This is a genomic window from Mesorhizobium sp. UC74_2, assembly GCF_042701485.1.
In the GTDB taxonomy this organism is placed as follows: domain Bacteria; phylum Pseudomonadota; class Alphaproteobacteria; order Rhizobiales; family Rhizobiaceae; genus Mesorhizobium.
On sequence record NZ_CP170562.1, the window covers coordinates 874,058 to 888,029 of the forward strand.

At 60.7% G+C, this 13,972-nt stretch carries 15 protein-coding genes; 11 read left to right on the forward strand and 4 right to left on the reverse strand.

Annotation, left to right across the window (positions count from 1 at the left end):
• The first annotated feature begins 312 nt into the window (after positions 1–312).
• The 7 genes from ACFJIU_RS04085 to ACFJIU_RS04115 all read left to right on the forward strand — a co-directional run bounded on the left by ACFJIU_RS04085 (position 313) and on the right by ACFJIU_RS04115 (position 6,752).
• Entirely contained in the window at positions 313–474 is a 162-nt protein-coding gene (locus ACFJIU_RS04085; protein ID WP_379067738.1) for a hypothetical protein, read from the forward strand.
• A 1-nt stretch (position 475) separates the two neighbouring features.
• Positions 476–1,744: an amidase gene (locus ACFJIU_RS04090; RefSeq protein WP_379067741.1), complete on the forward strand. Its 1,269-nt coding sequence runs from the start codon at positions 476–478 to the stop codon at positions 1,742–1,744.
• 287 nt (positions 1,745–2,031) lie between these two features.
• Positions 2,032–2,241, forward strand: a complete 210-nt coding sequence (locus ACFJIU_RS04095) for a hypothetical protein (RefSeq protein WP_379067743.1) — start codon at positions 2,032–2,034, stop codon at positions 2,239–2,241.
• Positions 2,238–3,722, forward strand: a complete 1,485-nt coding sequence (locus ACFJIU_RS04100; RefSeq protein WP_379067745.1) for a lipopolysaccharide biosynthesis protein — start codon at positions 2,238–2,240, stop codon at positions 3,720–3,722. The genes ACFJIU_RS04095 and ACFJIU_RS04100 overlap by 4 nt, the downstream gene beginning before the upstream one ends.
• A gap of 51 nt (positions 3,723–3,773) precedes the next feature.
• Complete coding sequence (locus tag ACFJIU_RS04105; protein WP_379067748.1) at positions 3,774–4,778, forward strand: polysaccharide pyruvyl transferase family protein; 1,005 nt, start codon at positions 3,774–3,776, stop codon at positions 4,776–4,778.
• A 37-nt stretch (positions 4,779–4,815) separates the two neighbouring features.
• On the forward strand, positions 4,816–5,625 hold the full coding sequence (locus tag ACFJIU_RS04110; RefSeq protein WP_379067751.1) for a galactosyl transferase: 810 nt from the start codon (positions 4,816–4,818) through the stop codon (positions 5,623–5,625).
• Between the two features lie 77 nt (positions 5,626–5,702).
• The gene (locus ACFJIU_RS04115) at positions 5,703–6,752 is read left to right on the forward strand and encodes a CapA family protein (RefSeq protein WP_379067754.1); all 1,050 of its coding nucleotides are present in this window, start codon (positions 5,703–5,705) and stop codon (positions 6,750–6,752) included.
• Here the strand turns inward: ACFJIU_RS04115 and ACFJIU_RS04120 are convergent.
• Complete coding sequence (locus tag ACFJIU_RS04120) at positions 6,743–7,000, reverse strand: SemiSWEET family sugar transporter (protein WP_379067756.1); 258 nt, start codon at positions 6,998–7,000, stop codon at positions 6,743–6,745. The two genes, ACFJIU_RS04115 and ACFJIU_RS04120, sit on opposite strands and share 10 nt — an antisense overlap.
• A 370-nt stretch (positions 7,001–7,370) precedes the next feature.
• On the opposite strand from ACFJIU_RS04120, the gene ACFJIU_RS04125 reads away from it, so the two are divergent.
• The 3 genes from ACFJIU_RS04125 (at position 7,371) to ACFJIU_RS04135 (ending at position 10,060) form a co-directional block, all read left to right on the forward strand.
• The gene (locus tag ACFJIU_RS04125; protein WP_379067759.1) at positions 7,371–7,619 is read left to right on the forward strand and encodes a DUF1344 domain-containing protein; all 249 of its coding nucleotides are present in this window, start codon (positions 7,371–7,373) and stop codon (positions 7,617–7,619) included.
• A gap of 153 nt (positions 7,620–7,772) precedes the next feature.
• Positions 7,773–9,410 carry an FAD-dependent oxidoreductase gene (locus ACFJIU_RS04130; protein WP_379067762.1) on the forward strand — a complete coding sequence of 546 codons (1,638 nt, stop codon included), beginning with the start codon at positions 7,773–7,775 and terminating at the stop codon, positions 9,408–9,410.
• A 17-nt stretch (positions 9,411–9,427) separates the two neighbouring features.
• Positions 9,428–10,060, forward strand: coding sequence for a hypothetical protein (locus ACFJIU_RS04135; RefSeq protein WP_379067765.1), 633 nt, complete (start codon positions 9,428–9,430; stop codon positions 10,058–10,060).
• Positions 10,061–10,067: 7 nt separating this feature from the next.
• On the opposite strand, the gene ACFJIU_RS04140 is transcribed toward ACFJIU_RS04135, so the two are convergent.
• The 3 genes from ACFJIU_RS04140 to ACFJIU_RS04150 all read right to left on the reverse strand — a co-directional run bounded on the left by ACFJIU_RS04140 (position 10,068) and on the right by ACFJIU_RS04150 (position 12,224).
• Complete coding sequence (locus tag ACFJIU_RS04140) at positions 10,068–10,568, reverse strand: hypothetical protein (protein ID WP_379067768.1); 501 nt, start codon at positions 10,566–10,568, stop codon at positions 10,068–10,070.
• An 87-nt stretch (positions 10,569–10,655) separates the two neighbouring features.
• A complete protein-coding gene (locus ACFJIU_RS04145; RefSeq protein ID WP_379067770.1) occupies positions 10,656–11,786 on the reverse strand; it encodes a hypothetical protein in 1,131 nt (376 codons plus the stop codon).
• Between the two features lie 3 nt (positions 11,787–11,789).
• The gene (locus tag ACFJIU_RS04150) at positions 11,790–12,224 is read right to left on the reverse strand and encodes a hypothetical protein (protein WP_379067772.1); all 435 of its coding nucleotides are present in this window, start codon (positions 12,222–12,224) and stop codon (positions 11,790–11,792) included.
• Positions 12,225–12,958: 734 nt separating this feature from the next.
• On the opposite strand from ACFJIU_RS04150, the gene ACFJIU_RS04155 reads away from it, so the two are divergent.
• Entirely contained in the window at positions 12,959–13,897 is a 939-nt protein-coding gene (locus tag ACFJIU_RS04155; RefSeq protein WP_379067774.1) for a diacylglycerol/lipid kinase family protein, read from the forward strand.
• Positions 13,898–13,972 lie beyond the last annotated feature (75 nt).

The following is a 13,972-nucleotide window of genomic DNA, read 5'->3' on the forward strand; positions in this document are numbered from 1 at the left end:
GCTCCGAATATGGGAGGAGTCCGCTGAAATGGGAAGAGCCGAAAGGTTAGGAACGACCTCACGACTGCAATGTCAGCTGGGCTCCTGACATGAGGTTGTCAGGAGCGGATTCGGGATCGCAGTCCATGCTGCCTCAATGGCGGTCACCTTTCAGGCCGGATCGTGCTGGCCCGGCACAGATGGTCGATCTGCTCCATTCAGCACGCGTTGAGCAACCCTATCTTGTTTCATGTTGGGGACGGGCGAGGGGCCGGACCGGGATCGTATTCGGCTGGCGATCGGTCAGCCGCATTCTCTGGGAGGAGAAACATCGTGACAAACCTGCAGGATGTCTATGTCCAATCCGATGCGCTCGGGGTTGCGGAACTGGTGCAGCGTGGCGAAGTCTCGCCGCTGGAGGTGGTCGAGACCGCGATCACGCTGATCGAGCAACTCAATCCCCGGCTCAACGCGGTCGTCCATCGAACTCTATGAGATGGGGCGAGCGACCGCAGCCGAGGTCGACCGTAAGGCGACGTTCGCCGGGGTTCCGTTCCTTGCCAAGGAACTCGGCAGTTCATGGCAGGGCGCGCCGCTGACCAATTCGTCGTCCTACATGAAGGATCTCGTCGCCCAGGCGGATTCCGAGACCGTGCGCAGGGTCAAGGCGGCGGGGTTCGTGCTGGTCGGCAAGTCGAACGCGCCGGAAAACGGTTGGTCGATTTCGACCGAGCCGAAACTCTACGGCGCCACCATCAATCCATGGAAAGAAGGCATAACGGCCGGCGGCTCCAGCGGTGGCACGGCTGCGGCGGTCGCGTCCCGCATGGTGCAGGTCAGCGAGGCGAGCGACGGCGCCGGTTCCATCCGTATTCCGGCTTCGTGTTGCGGCATCGTTGGCCTGAAACCCTCGCGCGGTCGAGTCACGCTCGCTCCCGATGGCGACTTCTGGTATGGCGGCGCCTATTTCCTGTGCCATTCGCGCACGGTGCGCGACACCGCAGCCTATCTCGACGCCGTGGCAGGCGCATTGCCGGGCGATGCCTATGTTCCGCCGAGACCTGCCGAAAGCTGGCTCGATCTGTCACGGCGCGCGCCGAAGCGGCTGCGCGTTGGTTACACCGTGACCTCGAACAATGGCACGCCTGTCGACCCGCAGGTGAGGGCGACGGTCCTGGCCACCGCCAAGGCACTGGAGGGCCTTGGGTATGATGTCGAGGAGCACGATATGGCGCTCGACGGCAATGATGCGTGGAGCACCTACTGCCACATGGGACCGGTCGAAACGGCAGCGATGTTCGAAAACCTGGGCGAGGCCGTCGGCCGACCCGTCACGCGCGACGACGTCGAGCCGATCACCTGGGCCGTGATCGAGCGCGGCCGGTCGATCAGCGGTGTCGAGCATGTGCGTGATGTTGAAAAACTGCGCCGGCTCAGCCGTGCTATCGCGCAGGATCTTTTTTCTTACGACATCTATGTCACGCCGACATTGACGCAATTGCCGCGCCCGATGGGGCATTACGACATGTCGATGAGCGATCTCGACCGCTACAACGCAAGATGGGCGGATGCCGGCTTTGCCTATCCGTTCAACATTTCCGGCCTGCCGGCGATCTCGCTGCCGCTCGGCTGGTCGGATGAGGGCATTCCGATCGGCGTGCAGTTGGTTGGCCGCTACGGCGACGAGGCCGTGGTGCTTGCTGTCTCAAGCCAACTCGAGCAGGCAATGCCCTGGAAAGACAAACGCCCGCCGATCAGTGCGTGAGGCGAGGAGGCAAGCAGTCCAGCCGAGTCTCCCTGTCGAAAGCTCCAATGCTGACACATTTCCGGCCTATATCTGGGCGGATCAGACGGCTGTCAGGCAAGGCTAAACCGCTGTCGCGGTTATATAACGAAAGCCTGAAATGAACCGTGATCAGGTTCCTATTGCGGTGCAACATAGCGGACTCTAATTTGCGGCCGTCTTGGTAAGCGGCAGGGGCGAACGAAGACAGGCGCGTGCGGAAATCCCATAAGGATTGTCGCCGTGACCGGTTCCGATTGGAGTACGGCTTGGTACCGGCGGACATCGCTCTAGAGCAATTCCAGCAAAAGTACGCAGCGGTTTTGCGTCTGGAATTGCGTAAAAATGAAGAGTTGGAGAGTTTCTGCGTTTCCGTGAAAAACGGAAGCGCTCTGGCGGCGCTCGAAATGCCCGGAAGAACCACTCGCCTTCTGGCGGCGCACATCGTTCCATCTGATGGAGCGGGCGTCGTCGCATGAGCAGCATCACCGGACGCCTCGTCAAGGGAAGCATGTGGCTCAGCCTGTCCAGGGCGATCGTCAATGCTTTGGCGACGCTCTCGACCTTTATCCTGGCCTGGTATCTGACACCTGCCGATTTCGGCCTTGTGGCACTGGCCACGACGATGTTGCTGATCGTCGACACGGTCACCCAGATTTCGCTTTCCGAAGCGCTGATCCGCCACAAGGCTCCGGATGAATCGCATTTCAGCGCCGCCTGGACGCTGAACGCCTCGCGCGGGTTGCTGCTCGGCCTGTTGTTCGCGGTTTTCGCCTATCCGGCGGCGCTCCTGTTCAACGAGCCACGGCTTACCGGCGTCATGCTGGCGCTTGGCGTCAGCATCCTCTTGGGCGGTCTGATCAATCCGCGCCGGATCATGCTGCAGCGTGACCTGATCTTCTGGCAGGAATTCGTGCTCGCGGTCTCGCAGAAGCTCACGGGTTTCGTCGCGGCAGTGGCGATCGCCATGATCTATCACAGCTACTGGGCACTGGTGATCGGCACGTTGGTAAGCCAGGCCACCAATGTGGTGGTCTCCTACATGGTGCTGCCGTTCCGGCCGAGGGTCACGTTCCAGCACATGAAGGAGTTCTTCTCCTTTTCGGCCTGGCTTACGGCCGGCCAGATCGTCAATACGCTCAACTGGCGCTTCGACTATCTGCTGGTCGGGAAGATGCTCGGTGGTTCAGCGCTCGGCTACTACTCGCTGGGCAGCAATCTGGCGATGATGCCGACGCGTGAGGCGACCATGCCGCTGACGCAGACGATCTATCCGGGCTTCGCCAGCATCCGCCAAGATCCGGCTCGTCTCGCTGCTGCCTATCAGCGCGTCCAGGCGCTGGTCGCGGCGATAGCGCTGCCGGCCGGCATCGGTGTCGCGGTGATCGCCGATCCGCTGGTCCGGCTGACGCTCGGCGAGAAATGGGCGCCGGTGATCTTCATCATCCAGGCGCTGGCCTCGGTCTTCGCCTTGCAGACGCTGGGATCGCTGGTGCAGCCACTCGGCATGGCCAAAGGCGAGACGCGGCTTTTGTTCATCCGTGACACCCAGATGCTGCTGGTGCGTGTGCCGGTGATGGTGATCGGACTGGTCATGGCTGGCCTGCCGGGTGTGATCATCGGTCGTGTCTTCACCGGCCTGTTCAGTTCGCTGGTCAACATGATCCTGGTGCGGCGTTTCATCGGCGTCAGCGTGTCGAAGCAGCTTTGGGCGAATGTACGCGCGCTTGCCAGCATCGCGCTGATGGCCGCCGGCGTCGCGGTGGCGTCACATTATCTGGACTACACAACCGACAAGGTCGAACTCGCCAAGCAACTGGTGGTTCTGGTGAGCCTTGGAGGCTTTTTGTACTGCGCTTCCACCCTCATGCTCTGGATTTTGATGGGACGGCCCGAGGGGCCGGAAACGGAAATCCAGAAAATCCTGGGCAAGATCTATTCGAAAGTACGCCCCGCCTGACGATACACGACGACCACGCGCGGCCGTCCAACATGCCAGATGGAGACATTCATGACGCCGAAATCAAATCAGGTCCTGATCAAGGAATTGCAGGACAGGATCCATGACTGCCTCAAGGACTATCTGTCGGTCGAGGAGCCTATGGCCATCCTCGATTTTCCGGACATCCGCAACTGCGGTGATTCCGCGATCTGGCTGGGTGAGATGGCCTATCTGAAGGATCGCTTCGGCAAGCGGCCAGCCTACGTCTCGCGCATCGATGATTTTTCGGCGGAAGAGCTGGAACAGGTGATGCCGAGTGGGCCGATCTTCATCCATGGCGGCGGCAATTTCGGCGACATCTGGGTTGCGCATCAGGATTTCCGTGAACGGATTCTCGAGCGTTTTCCGAACCGCCAGATCATCCAGTTCCCGCAGTCGATCCACTACGCGTCGGCCGAACGCATCCAAGAAAGCGCACGCGCCATCGCACGGCACAAGAACTTCGTGTTGCTGGTGCGCGACGAGGAATCGATGGCGTTCGCCGAGAAGCACTTCGATTGCCAGGTACGCCTCTGTCCGGACATGGCCTTCGCCATTGGCGCCATCAAGCCGGCGGCGGCAGAGTTTCCGGTTCTCGCCATGCTGCGGTCAGACAAGGAAAAAGCGGGTGATGCCGATCTGTCCGCTTATGGCGATATTCCGGTCGAAGACTGGACGAGCGAATCCGCGCGAAGCGTACGCGTTTCCAAGGCGATCGGCGCTGCATCCGGCTTGCTGTCGCTGAAGCCGGGCGAGGTGCGGCTGCGCAAACTCGATGCAGCGGCGCACAACCGCTTCCAGCGTGGCATTCGCCAGATATCGCGCGGGCAAGCCATCGTCACCGACCGGCTGCATGTCCATATCTGCTCGCTGCTGATCGGGCGTCCACACGCCGTGCTGGACAACAGCTATGGCAAGGTGCGGCGTTTCATGAATGCCTTCTCGGGCGGAACCGATCTCTCCTACAAGGCAACGTCGCTGGACGATGGCATAAACTGGGCGCGCGGCCAGGCCCGACAGAGGATCGCCGCATGAGGTCGCAGATGTCGAAGAAACACGGAGGCAAGCTGCGATGAGTCTCGTTACCTTCATCATCCCTGTTCGTCATCAGGACAACGCCCGCGACTGGGGGCTGCTCAAGGCGAACCTTACCCAGACAGTTGCGTCGATTTCGAACCAGACCAACGGCGATTGGCAAGGCATCATCGTGGCCAATGAAGGCGCGGATCTCCCGGACCTGCCGGCAGGCTTCAGCGTCGTGCGCGTGACCTTCCCGCCCAATGTCCTGCATGAGATCGACAAGGCCAATGTCGAAGACGTCTACGACGCTTTCCGCGCGGACAAGGGGCGGCGCGTGCTGATGGGCATGCTGGCCGCGCGCGACAGTAGCTTCTTCATGATCGTGGACGATGACGATTTCGTCAGCGCCCGCATCGTCGAACATGTGGCGGAAAATCAAAACACCAATGGCTGGACGATCGACAAGGGTTACATCTGGGACGACGGTGGCAAGATCCTGCTCGGGTATGACGACTTCAGCCATCTGTGCGGAACATCGCTCATCATTCGGGCCGCGCTCTATGGCCTGCCCGAGCGTTTCGAAGATGCGTCGCTGGACTGGATCAAGTCGATGCTGGGCAGCCATGTCCGCATCGCCGACATCCTGGCCAAAAATGGTACGCCGTTGGCGCCACTGCCGTTCCGTGGCGCTGTCTACCGTGTCGGCCATGCCGGCTCGCACAGCAAGGCGCCCAGCCTGCTGGTCAAATATTTCCTGAGCTGGGAAGCCCTGAAACGGCCACGGCGCCTGCTGCGCAACATGGGCAAGCTTCGGCTGGTTGACGATGGCGCAAGGCGGGAGTTCTTCGGCCGGGCAGCGTAGCGCTTCGTCCTCGTAATGTACCACTTCACCGCTTGCGGCGGAGTGTATAAACCGGGGTGAAAAATCCTGGGTCGCGCGTGTCGAACTATCCGCTTTCCTACAAGCTCTCCTGGCTGCCGCGTTTCCTGAAACCGTCGCTGCACAGCGATGCGGAGGATTTCGGACCGGCAGCGGCGGACCTTTTGGTGCCTCGGCCAGCCAGGACTGTGCGACTGGCTTTTGTCGGTGATATCTCGGCTGTCGCTTCCAGCCAGGCGCCGATTTGTGATCCAAGGCTGAAGGAGTTGCTGGGCTCCGCCGATCTGGTAATCGGCAATTGTGAAAGTCCGATCGTCGAGTGCGTGCGGGCGAGGTTTGGCACGTGGCTCGGTACACACCACGCCATGAAGGAGGCTTTCTTCATTGAGGCGATGGCCGCGGTCGGTATCCGTCATGAACGGCTGGTGCTGTCGCTCGCCAACAACCACATGCTCGACCAGGGTATCGAGGGCTTCGAGGAGACGGTCGGTGCATTGCAGCGGCTCGGCATCCGTATGATCGGGACGGCACACGGTGGCCCAATGCTGCCGGTCAACGCGGGCGGTCTCACCATAGGTTTTGCTGCCTTCACGCTTTGGCGAAACGCTGCCGAGGCATTGTTTTCTGGCCGCGTATCAACAGAATCCAACCCCGAGCGCTGGCCCACGGGCAGCCTAGGGAATGCGGATCTCTTATGTGCGGTGCCGCATTGGGGCTGGGAATTCCGGCATTTTCCGCAAGCGGAAACGTTGGTGCTGGCGCGGCGGCTGACCGAATACGGCTTCGGCCTGGTTGTCGGACATCATGCGCATGTCCTGCAGCCGGTGGACCTGATCGGACAGGCACCTGTTGCTTATGGGTTGGGCGACTTCCTGGGCACAGCACTGGCACGGCAACCCTGGCCGGGGCGTATCGGCGGGATCTTCACTGTCGACATAAGCGCTGAACCGGAGAGTCTCGGCAAGGTCGCAGGATATCGGATGCATCCGTTTGTACGGCTGAGGGACAGCGGCCGCGAACGACTGGTGCCGGCGACGGATCTTGGCGGAACTTTGCGTGCACGTGTCGACGAGAGGCTGGCTCGGGTTCTGGGGGCAGCTCAGCCGTAGCGCAGTTTCATGGCGACGATGGCGCCGACCAGCATGAAGGTGAAGCCGTTGGCGAGAATGACCGGCCAGGAGCCGATCAGGATGCCATACAGCGCCCACAGCAGGATGCCGAAGGCGAGGACGCCGGTGGTGACAAGCGAGATGTCGCCTGCGCGACGCTCGCGGGCGATCTTGGCGACTTGCGGAATCCATCCGACCGTCGTGATGAAAGCAGCGACCGCGCCGATAATTTCGATCGAGGGGTGCAAGACGTAAACTTTCAGAAGATCGGCCGGGAGCGCCGATTGAACCGGTCCAATATGCCAGAATGCGCGATTCTTGGGAAGAGAGGTGCGAACTGGACCAAAGAAGAATTGGGCTCATCGAGGGGCATCGAGGTAAAAATGTCCTGGGTGTGTGATTTTTGCCCTAACCAGCTGAAGGAGAACGAAAAACAGCGTTTCCCGCCGAGTTGCATGGCTTTAAGTCTATGATTTCGTTTGGCAAAGTTATTCAATGTGATTTGGTCCCGGCGCCTTGGGCTCCTTAGTTTCTGATGTCCCGTCGTTTTCGCAGCGCCGCAGGTGATTGTGTGAAGCTGACGGGGCGCTTCCGATCCCAAAAAACGGAGCTCTGACCATGAATAAAATCAAGATGCTTGCTGCGACCGCTTTCGTCGCGCTGTCTGTATCGGCCGGCTATGCCGCGACAGTGCAAGGCACGATAAAATCGATCGACCCGGATACCAAGTCGTTCACCCTCGATGACGGCAAGATCTATCAGCTTCCGGCGGAGTCGACGGTCGACAAGCTTAAGGTCGGCATCAAGGTGGCGGTGACCGTCGACGACAAGACAGGCATTGTCACCTCGATCGTCAAATCATCCTGAGTCCGACGCGAAGGCGTTTCTTCCCAATCTGTATGCTGTTCGGAGAAAGCCGGCCGACAGGTCGGCTTTCTTGTGTCTCGCGGCTGCCGATCGCACCGTCGCGGTATGGCCTTTGCAAAAGGCCCGCGCTATCGGTTGGAAAACGAGGGCAACATGGCCGTGCAACGCATGGGGAACCGTCAAAGCGGCTGGCGACCTACCCGACGACTGTTGCTCGGTGCGGCGGTGGTCGGCGGTGCCGTTTTGTGGGGCGGAAACACCATAGCCCGACTGATGCGCAGCCCTTCCTCAGCGAAGGACGCCGGACGTATCGCCGACGTGGATGGTCACGCCTTGCCTCTCCAGCCACTGGAAAATGCGCCGAGCCATGATGCGGGTCTGACCTGGCTGACCAAGGGCGGGACCGTGAATGATGCCAGCGGGCTTTCGCGCACACCCATCTACGGCATGGTCGAGGTGGGCAGCGAAAAGGATGTCGCGGAAGCGCTTTCGTTTGCGCGCGCCAATGGCCTGAAGGTCTCGATGGCGGCGGTACGCCATTCGATGGGTGGTCATGCCTTCGACGACAATGCCGTCGTCCTCGATATGCGCAACTTCAACGCCGTCTCGGTCGACGCGACTGCCAAGACGATGACGGTGCAGCCCGGTGCCACCTGGCACGACATCCAGAACATCCTGCATCCGCGTTTTGCGGTGAAGGCGATGCAGTCGACCGATATCTTTTCCGTCGGCGGCTCGCTGTCGGTCAATGCGCACGGCATGGACCATCAGGCCGGCTCGGTTGCCGGTTCGATCCGGTCGCTGCGCGTCATGCTTGCCGACGGCTCGGTGCTGAGGTGTTCGGCGTCAGAAAATGCCGACCTGTTTCGCCATGTCGTCGGCGGCTATGGCCTGTTCGGCGTGGTGCTGGAAGCAACGCTCGACATCGTCGACAATGCTGTCTACCGGACCAGCCGCGAAATCATAAAATCCGAGGAGTTTCCGCGGTTCTTCAGCGAGGTCCTGGAACCAAACCGCGAGATCGGCCTGTTCTACGGCCATCTGTCGACGGCACCGGGAAACTTCCTCGAAGACATGATCGTCTATCGCTACGAAAAAGTGGCCGAGCAACCGCCCGGCGATCAACCACCGATCGGCGAGCCCGGTGCGGTCGGTGTCAAGCGCCTGATCATGAACCTGGCGAAATGGGGTGCGCCGTTCCAGGAAGTGAAATGGTTCACCGAAAAGACTCTGGAGCCGCGCTTTGAAAGCTGCACGGTGGCGCGCACCGCGGCGATGGGCGAGGGGGAGGCCTGTCTCGTGACCCGCAACAACCCCATGCACGATTCCGTGCCGTATCTGTTCAACGATCTGGCGGGTGAAACCGATATCCTGCACGAATATTTCGTGCCGCGCGCTGCCTACAATGCCTATGTCGCCGAGGTGCGCACGATACTGCGCAACCAGCCCTTGCCGGTGCTGAACGCCTCGGTGCGAGTGGTGCACAAGGAGGACATTGCGCTGAACTATGCGCCGCAGCCCGCCTTCTCGCTGGTGCTCTACATCAACCAGCCAACATCCGAAGAAGGCAGTGCGCAGATGCGGCAATTGACGCGCGCACTGATCGACGTGACCATCCAATATGGCGGTCGTTTCTTCTTGCCCTACCAGTTGCACTACACCGGCGCGCAATTGCTGGCATCCTATCCGGAACTGCCGCTCTTCCTGGTACGCAAGCGCAGCTACGACCCCGACGAGCTGTTCTCCTCGACCTTTTATCGGGCCTTGAAGGCACTCAGCCCCACAACCTGACGCAGCGGAGAATTGGGATGCGATACGGAGCGACGATGGCAGGTGTCATTGCTGTCATGCTTGTCTCTGCCCCAGCGGTTTCGGAAGATCTCAAGGCTTACAAACTTACCATCGACGGCGTTTCAATCGACATCGATCCCGGCGAGGACGCGACCGTGACCCTGCCGAACGGCAAGGATGCGCGGATCAGGTTGGAACGCAATGCATTCGCGACCTTCAGCAGCAACAGCTTCTCTTTCGTGCACCCGAGCACGGTGACGGTGACGAAGACCAGTCTGTCCAAGGGAATCGACCAGCATCTGATGGCCTCGGCGGTCGGCTCGATGGTCATAATCCAGGAATATTCCGATATGAACCCGGTCATGCTCAACCAGCTCATGCTGCAGGAAATCACCAAGGAATCGGTACGAGCGGGTGGAAAGCTCACGCAGAAAGCCGGCTCACGCAAGCTTGCCGACGGCAAGGTGCTGCAGGGGCTGACGGCTACGGTGAAGTCCCGCACCGACCAGGTTGCTTACGAGGTAATGAGCTACGGAACCGCAGACCAGGGTGTGGTGGTGATCACCAGCCTGGATGATGATAACACAGCAGCCGACCTGCCGATGATCGACAAGTTCTGGCAGAGCCTGAAACTCCACATGGGCAAGTAGACGGTGATCACCATCCGCCCTGCAGTTGCGCCGAAAGCCAGCCGGCGGAGCGTTTCAGGATCATGGCGGTGTTCGAGACGGTCCGGTCCAGCCTGGTCCTGACCAGCGTGTAACCACTCTCTGTCCGATAGAGGGTTGCGTCACTGCCGTCGACATCGGGTTCGCGGGCCTCCGTCCTGATTTTGATTGCCGCTGCGGGACGTGGGCCGACCGGATTTTCCGGTCGATGCAGGCCAAGTGCAGCGATCTCGTCATCGAGCGGAGCCGACGCGACTTTTGGCAGAGCGGCTGAGACGGTCATAGCCGTTTGCGGCTGGACGGTGCGGCATATGCCGGAGACCACCGGATAGCTGAATCCTTTGCGGTGCTGCAGCATCTGGTTTTTCATCGCAGCTTCACAGTCGGCGACCGTCGACCATTTGGCCGGTGTTTCGCCGATATATTCACACAGCTTTGCGTCGCAGTCGCATCCCACGATGGTCATGGCGACAAGTGCGGTCTTGATCACGGCTGAGCCCCTCGAAATCAGAAACAGGATCGCTCAGCAACACGGCGGGATTTCGCTGCGATTGTGAAATCAGCGTGGCGGAAAGGGTCAATAATCGTAGAGGTGCTCCAGTCTTGCCCCACTCTCGATCAAAGTGCGGACGACGGTATGGAGCTTGCGCACGGCGACGACGAGGCCGGTGCGACGCAATGCGTGGTCGGCCGGCAGCGGATAGGAGAACAACTCGCGAGCGCCTTCGGGAACAGCAACCGGGGCATTGGACAGAACCGTGGCCATGATCTCGTCATTGCCGCCGATCTCGACGAAGGAAACGCCTTTCCCGATCAAACGCGGGATCATCTCCGTGAAGACCTGGTAGCGCTTGGTGACGAAGACGGCGCCATCTGCACCATGATCGCGTTCCAGCAAGGTGTCAGGCTCGCCGCGCGTCGCCTCACCGACCGGTCCCTTGGCCCAGACATGGATGTCGAGCAGTGCGGGGTCGGAGGTGGCGGCGAGCGCCTGTTTGATCAGATCCGCGTAGCCCTGCTTGATCGTGTCAGCGAGGCCGAAGGCGAGCTTGCGTTCATTTGGGCGCACCGCGCCGTCACTTGCCGCGGGCTCGACCGCAAACAGACCTGCGCGCTTTTCGGCATAAGGGAATTGATACCACGGTACCTGGTCGAGGAAGGCGGCATAGTCTGCCGCCACCCTGGCCTGGTAGACATCTGCGGTCGTGCGATGGCCACCGATCGCTTCCGTGACGCGGCCGACCGTGTTCTCATAGGCCCATTGGATGACGTGCTCGATCGTATGGCTAGTGCCGATGACCGCCAGCATCTGATGGTTCTGCCAGTTGAACGGGTATGCGGAACTGGCACGGATAACCATCGCATAGTCCTGCCAGAAGCGACCGATGTAGGACCAGTAGGGAAAGCCGCTCGGCGGATTGTCTTTCACATAGCCGGCATATTCGCGCGCGGCATAGACGATGGCCCATTCCGGATAGGTGAGGAAGGTCGATTCTTCCGGCCGCTGGTAGCCGGGAATCTCGGCGCGCACCTTGTCTGCCAGTTCCTTCGGTGGTGCGCCTTCGGCAATGCCGGGCAGGGGGGCGGTATCGAGGGGTGAGGTGGTGAGCCAACCATAGGCAAGGCCCAGGATCGGGATGAGCAGGACGATGACGGCCAGCCAGACGATCGTCTTCAGGATGCGTTTCAGCCAACGCAGCACGAACATGGTTCAAGCCGTCGCGAAGTGGTCGTGTACACGTTTGGCCAGCCGGAAGCCGATGTAGACGGCAATGCCTCCGATCAGGATATGCGGCAGGTTGGCGAAGAAGCGTGTCGGGAACTCTATGTCGCTGAAGGAACGGAAGCCGTTTATGAAGATGCCTCCGTCAAGGCAGCCGGAGCCGGTGATGAGGCCGAGCACGCCGTCGAAAAGATAAACCGAGCCGAACAGCTTGAAGTAAAACACCGACTGCCGGTGCGAGACGAAAGCGGCGACCGCAGCCCAGACACCTGAGAAGGCATGCAGCAGATCATCGTACCACTGTAAGGAAAACAGGCCGAAGAGGTAGCCGTTGGCATCGTTGAAGGCGGGAACATAACCGATCGCCACGACGGCGAAGAAAAGCACGGCATAAGCCAGGGCGAGTTTCTGGATCAGCGTCATGGAAAGTCCCTCTCTCCTCGAATGACAAGGGGACGATAGCCGATTCCGTTCCTGTGTGCAGCCGTGGCGCGTTGGGTCCCGCAGTGGCCGTGCCGGCGACCGGAGCATCTGGAAATCGCCATTGTGAAGCGGGCCCCAAAAACAGTTGGCGCCGGGATCTCTCCCAGCGCCTCCCTGTCAGACCAGGACCAGTCAGCGGCGGCAATTTCCGAAGGACATTGCACCTGCCGGCCTTGATTTTGACGACCCGTCCGTCGGCCTCCCCGAAGGGCTGCGTTCATCCGGATCACGCCGGTCTCTACCCTTGCGGGCTTCGGTCGACGTGCCATCGAAGGTCTTGCCCGGCCTTCATGGCTCGCATCGGTCCGCCGTTGGCGTTCGCACGCTTTCCGCGGCCCCGCACATCGCGGCTCTTGATTTCGCAACGAGCAAGCCCGTTGCTGATCTGCGCGGTGCAGGCCTCAGGAGTTCCGCGCGGTTGCCGTTGTCTTTCGACCGTTCAATCCGTGGCCGCCTGAGATGATTTAACCATACGCCCGATCACCGGGATGCGGAACCACGGACGGCCTGTGAATACTGGGGTTATCGGGAATAACGTGTGGTAAAAGGAGTTTTTTCGGGTAAACGGGACGGTTTTGCCCAAGCCGCCAACTTGCGTGCAACCGCCGCCGCCCTTGCCGAGTTCTGAGTGAGACGTTTTCATACGGGTAGGGCCACCGCAAGGGGAGACGCGGTTGAAGGTCGGCATCATTCTCAATCCCATTGCCGGTGATGGTCGGCTGAAGCGCGACTGGGTCGACGTCGCCGGCGCGCTCGAACGCCACCTCGGCCGCTTCGAGATGCGCGAGACACTGGCGGAAGGAGATGCAGAGCGCCTGGCGATCGAATTCGCAGCCGAGGGATACGAATTGGTCATTGCCGCCGGTGGTGATGGTACAGCCTCCGAAACCGCGGATGGCCTGCTTCAGGCGGCAAGGGAGGGGTATGACAGCGCGGCGCTCGGCCTGCTTGCGTGCGGTACAGGATCGGATTTCGCGCGCGGGCTCGGCTTGCCGGACGATGTCGACGCGGTGCTCGAGCGGATTGCCGCTTGCCAAATACGGATGATCGATGTCGGGCGCATCTCCTACATCGACGATCACGGCGCCTTGGCCAGCCGGCATTTCATCAACATTGCCAGCCTCGGCCTGTCCGGTCATGTCGATCGCGCGGTGAACGCGGACAGGCGCAAAGGACGGATCCCGGCAAAGGCCTTGTTTCTGTGGCGGACGGTCACGGAATTCTTCAATTACCATTTCGACGATGTGATCGTCACGATCGACGACGGGGAACCGATCGCGGGGCGTGTCGCCCTGGTGGCCATTGCCAACGGCCCCTTCTTCGGTGGCGGCATGATGATCGCGCCCGACGCCTCGCTGGACGACGGACAGTTCGACATCGTCATCCTGCGCGCTGGGGGCAAGGTCGCGCTCATGCGGGACATCCGCCTGCTCTACACCGGACAGCACCGCAACCATCCGGCGGTTACCATCCTTCGCGGCAGGAAGGTCCTGGTCGAGCCAGCAAGCGGTGCTTTCGACAACAGTGCTTTGGTCGATATCGATGGGGAAGCGCCGGGCCGTGTCCCTGCAGAGTTCGAGGTCATGCCCCGTGCCCTGAAGTTGAGGTGCTGATTCAAGCGCTTCGCATCTTGAATCAGCTTCCTGTCGAACTGATTCCGGAGATTTCAGCAAGTTGCTGAAAGAGTT

Excerpts from the sequence above, each read along its gene's own strand:
- ACFJIU_RS04090 (WP_379067741.1), top strand. The coding sequence starts at position 476 with ATGGGGCGAGCGACCGCAGCCGAGGTCGACCGTAAGGCGACGTTCGCC.
- ACFJIU_RS04100 (WP_379067745.1), top strand. The coding sequence starts at position 2,238 with ATGAGCAGCATCACCGGACGCCTCGTCAAGGGAAGCATGTGGCTCAGC.
- ACFJIU_RS04105 (WP_379067748.1), top strand. The coding sequence starts at position 3,774 with ATGACGCCGAAATCAAATCAGGTCCTGATCAAGGAATTGCAGGACAGG.
- ACFJIU_RS04110 (WP_379067751.1), top strand. The coding sequence starts at position 4,816 with ATGAGTCTCGTTACCTTCATCATCCCTGTTCGTCATCAGGACAACGCC.
- ACFJIU_RS04125 (WP_379067759.1), top strand. The coding sequence starts at position 7,371 with ATGAATAAAATCAAGATGCTTGCTGCGACCGCTTTCGTCGCGCTGTCT.
- ACFJIU_RS04130 (WP_379067762.1), top strand. The coding sequence starts at position 7,773 with ATGGCCGTGCAACGCATGGGGAACCGTCAAAGCGGCTGGCGACCTACC.
- ACFJIU_RS04135 (WP_379067765.1), top strand. The coding sequence starts at position 9,428 with ATGCGATACGGAGCGACGATGGCAGGTGTCATTGCTGTCATGCTTGTC.
- ACFJIU_RS04145 (WP_379067770.1), bottom strand. The coding sequence starts at position 11,786 with ATGTTCGTGCTGCGTTGGCTGAAACGCATCCTGAAGACGATCGTCTGG.
- ACFJIU_RS04150 (WP_379067772.1), bottom strand. The coding sequence starts at position 12,224 with ATGACGCTGATCCAGAAACTCGCCCTGGCTTATGCCGTGCTTTTCTTC.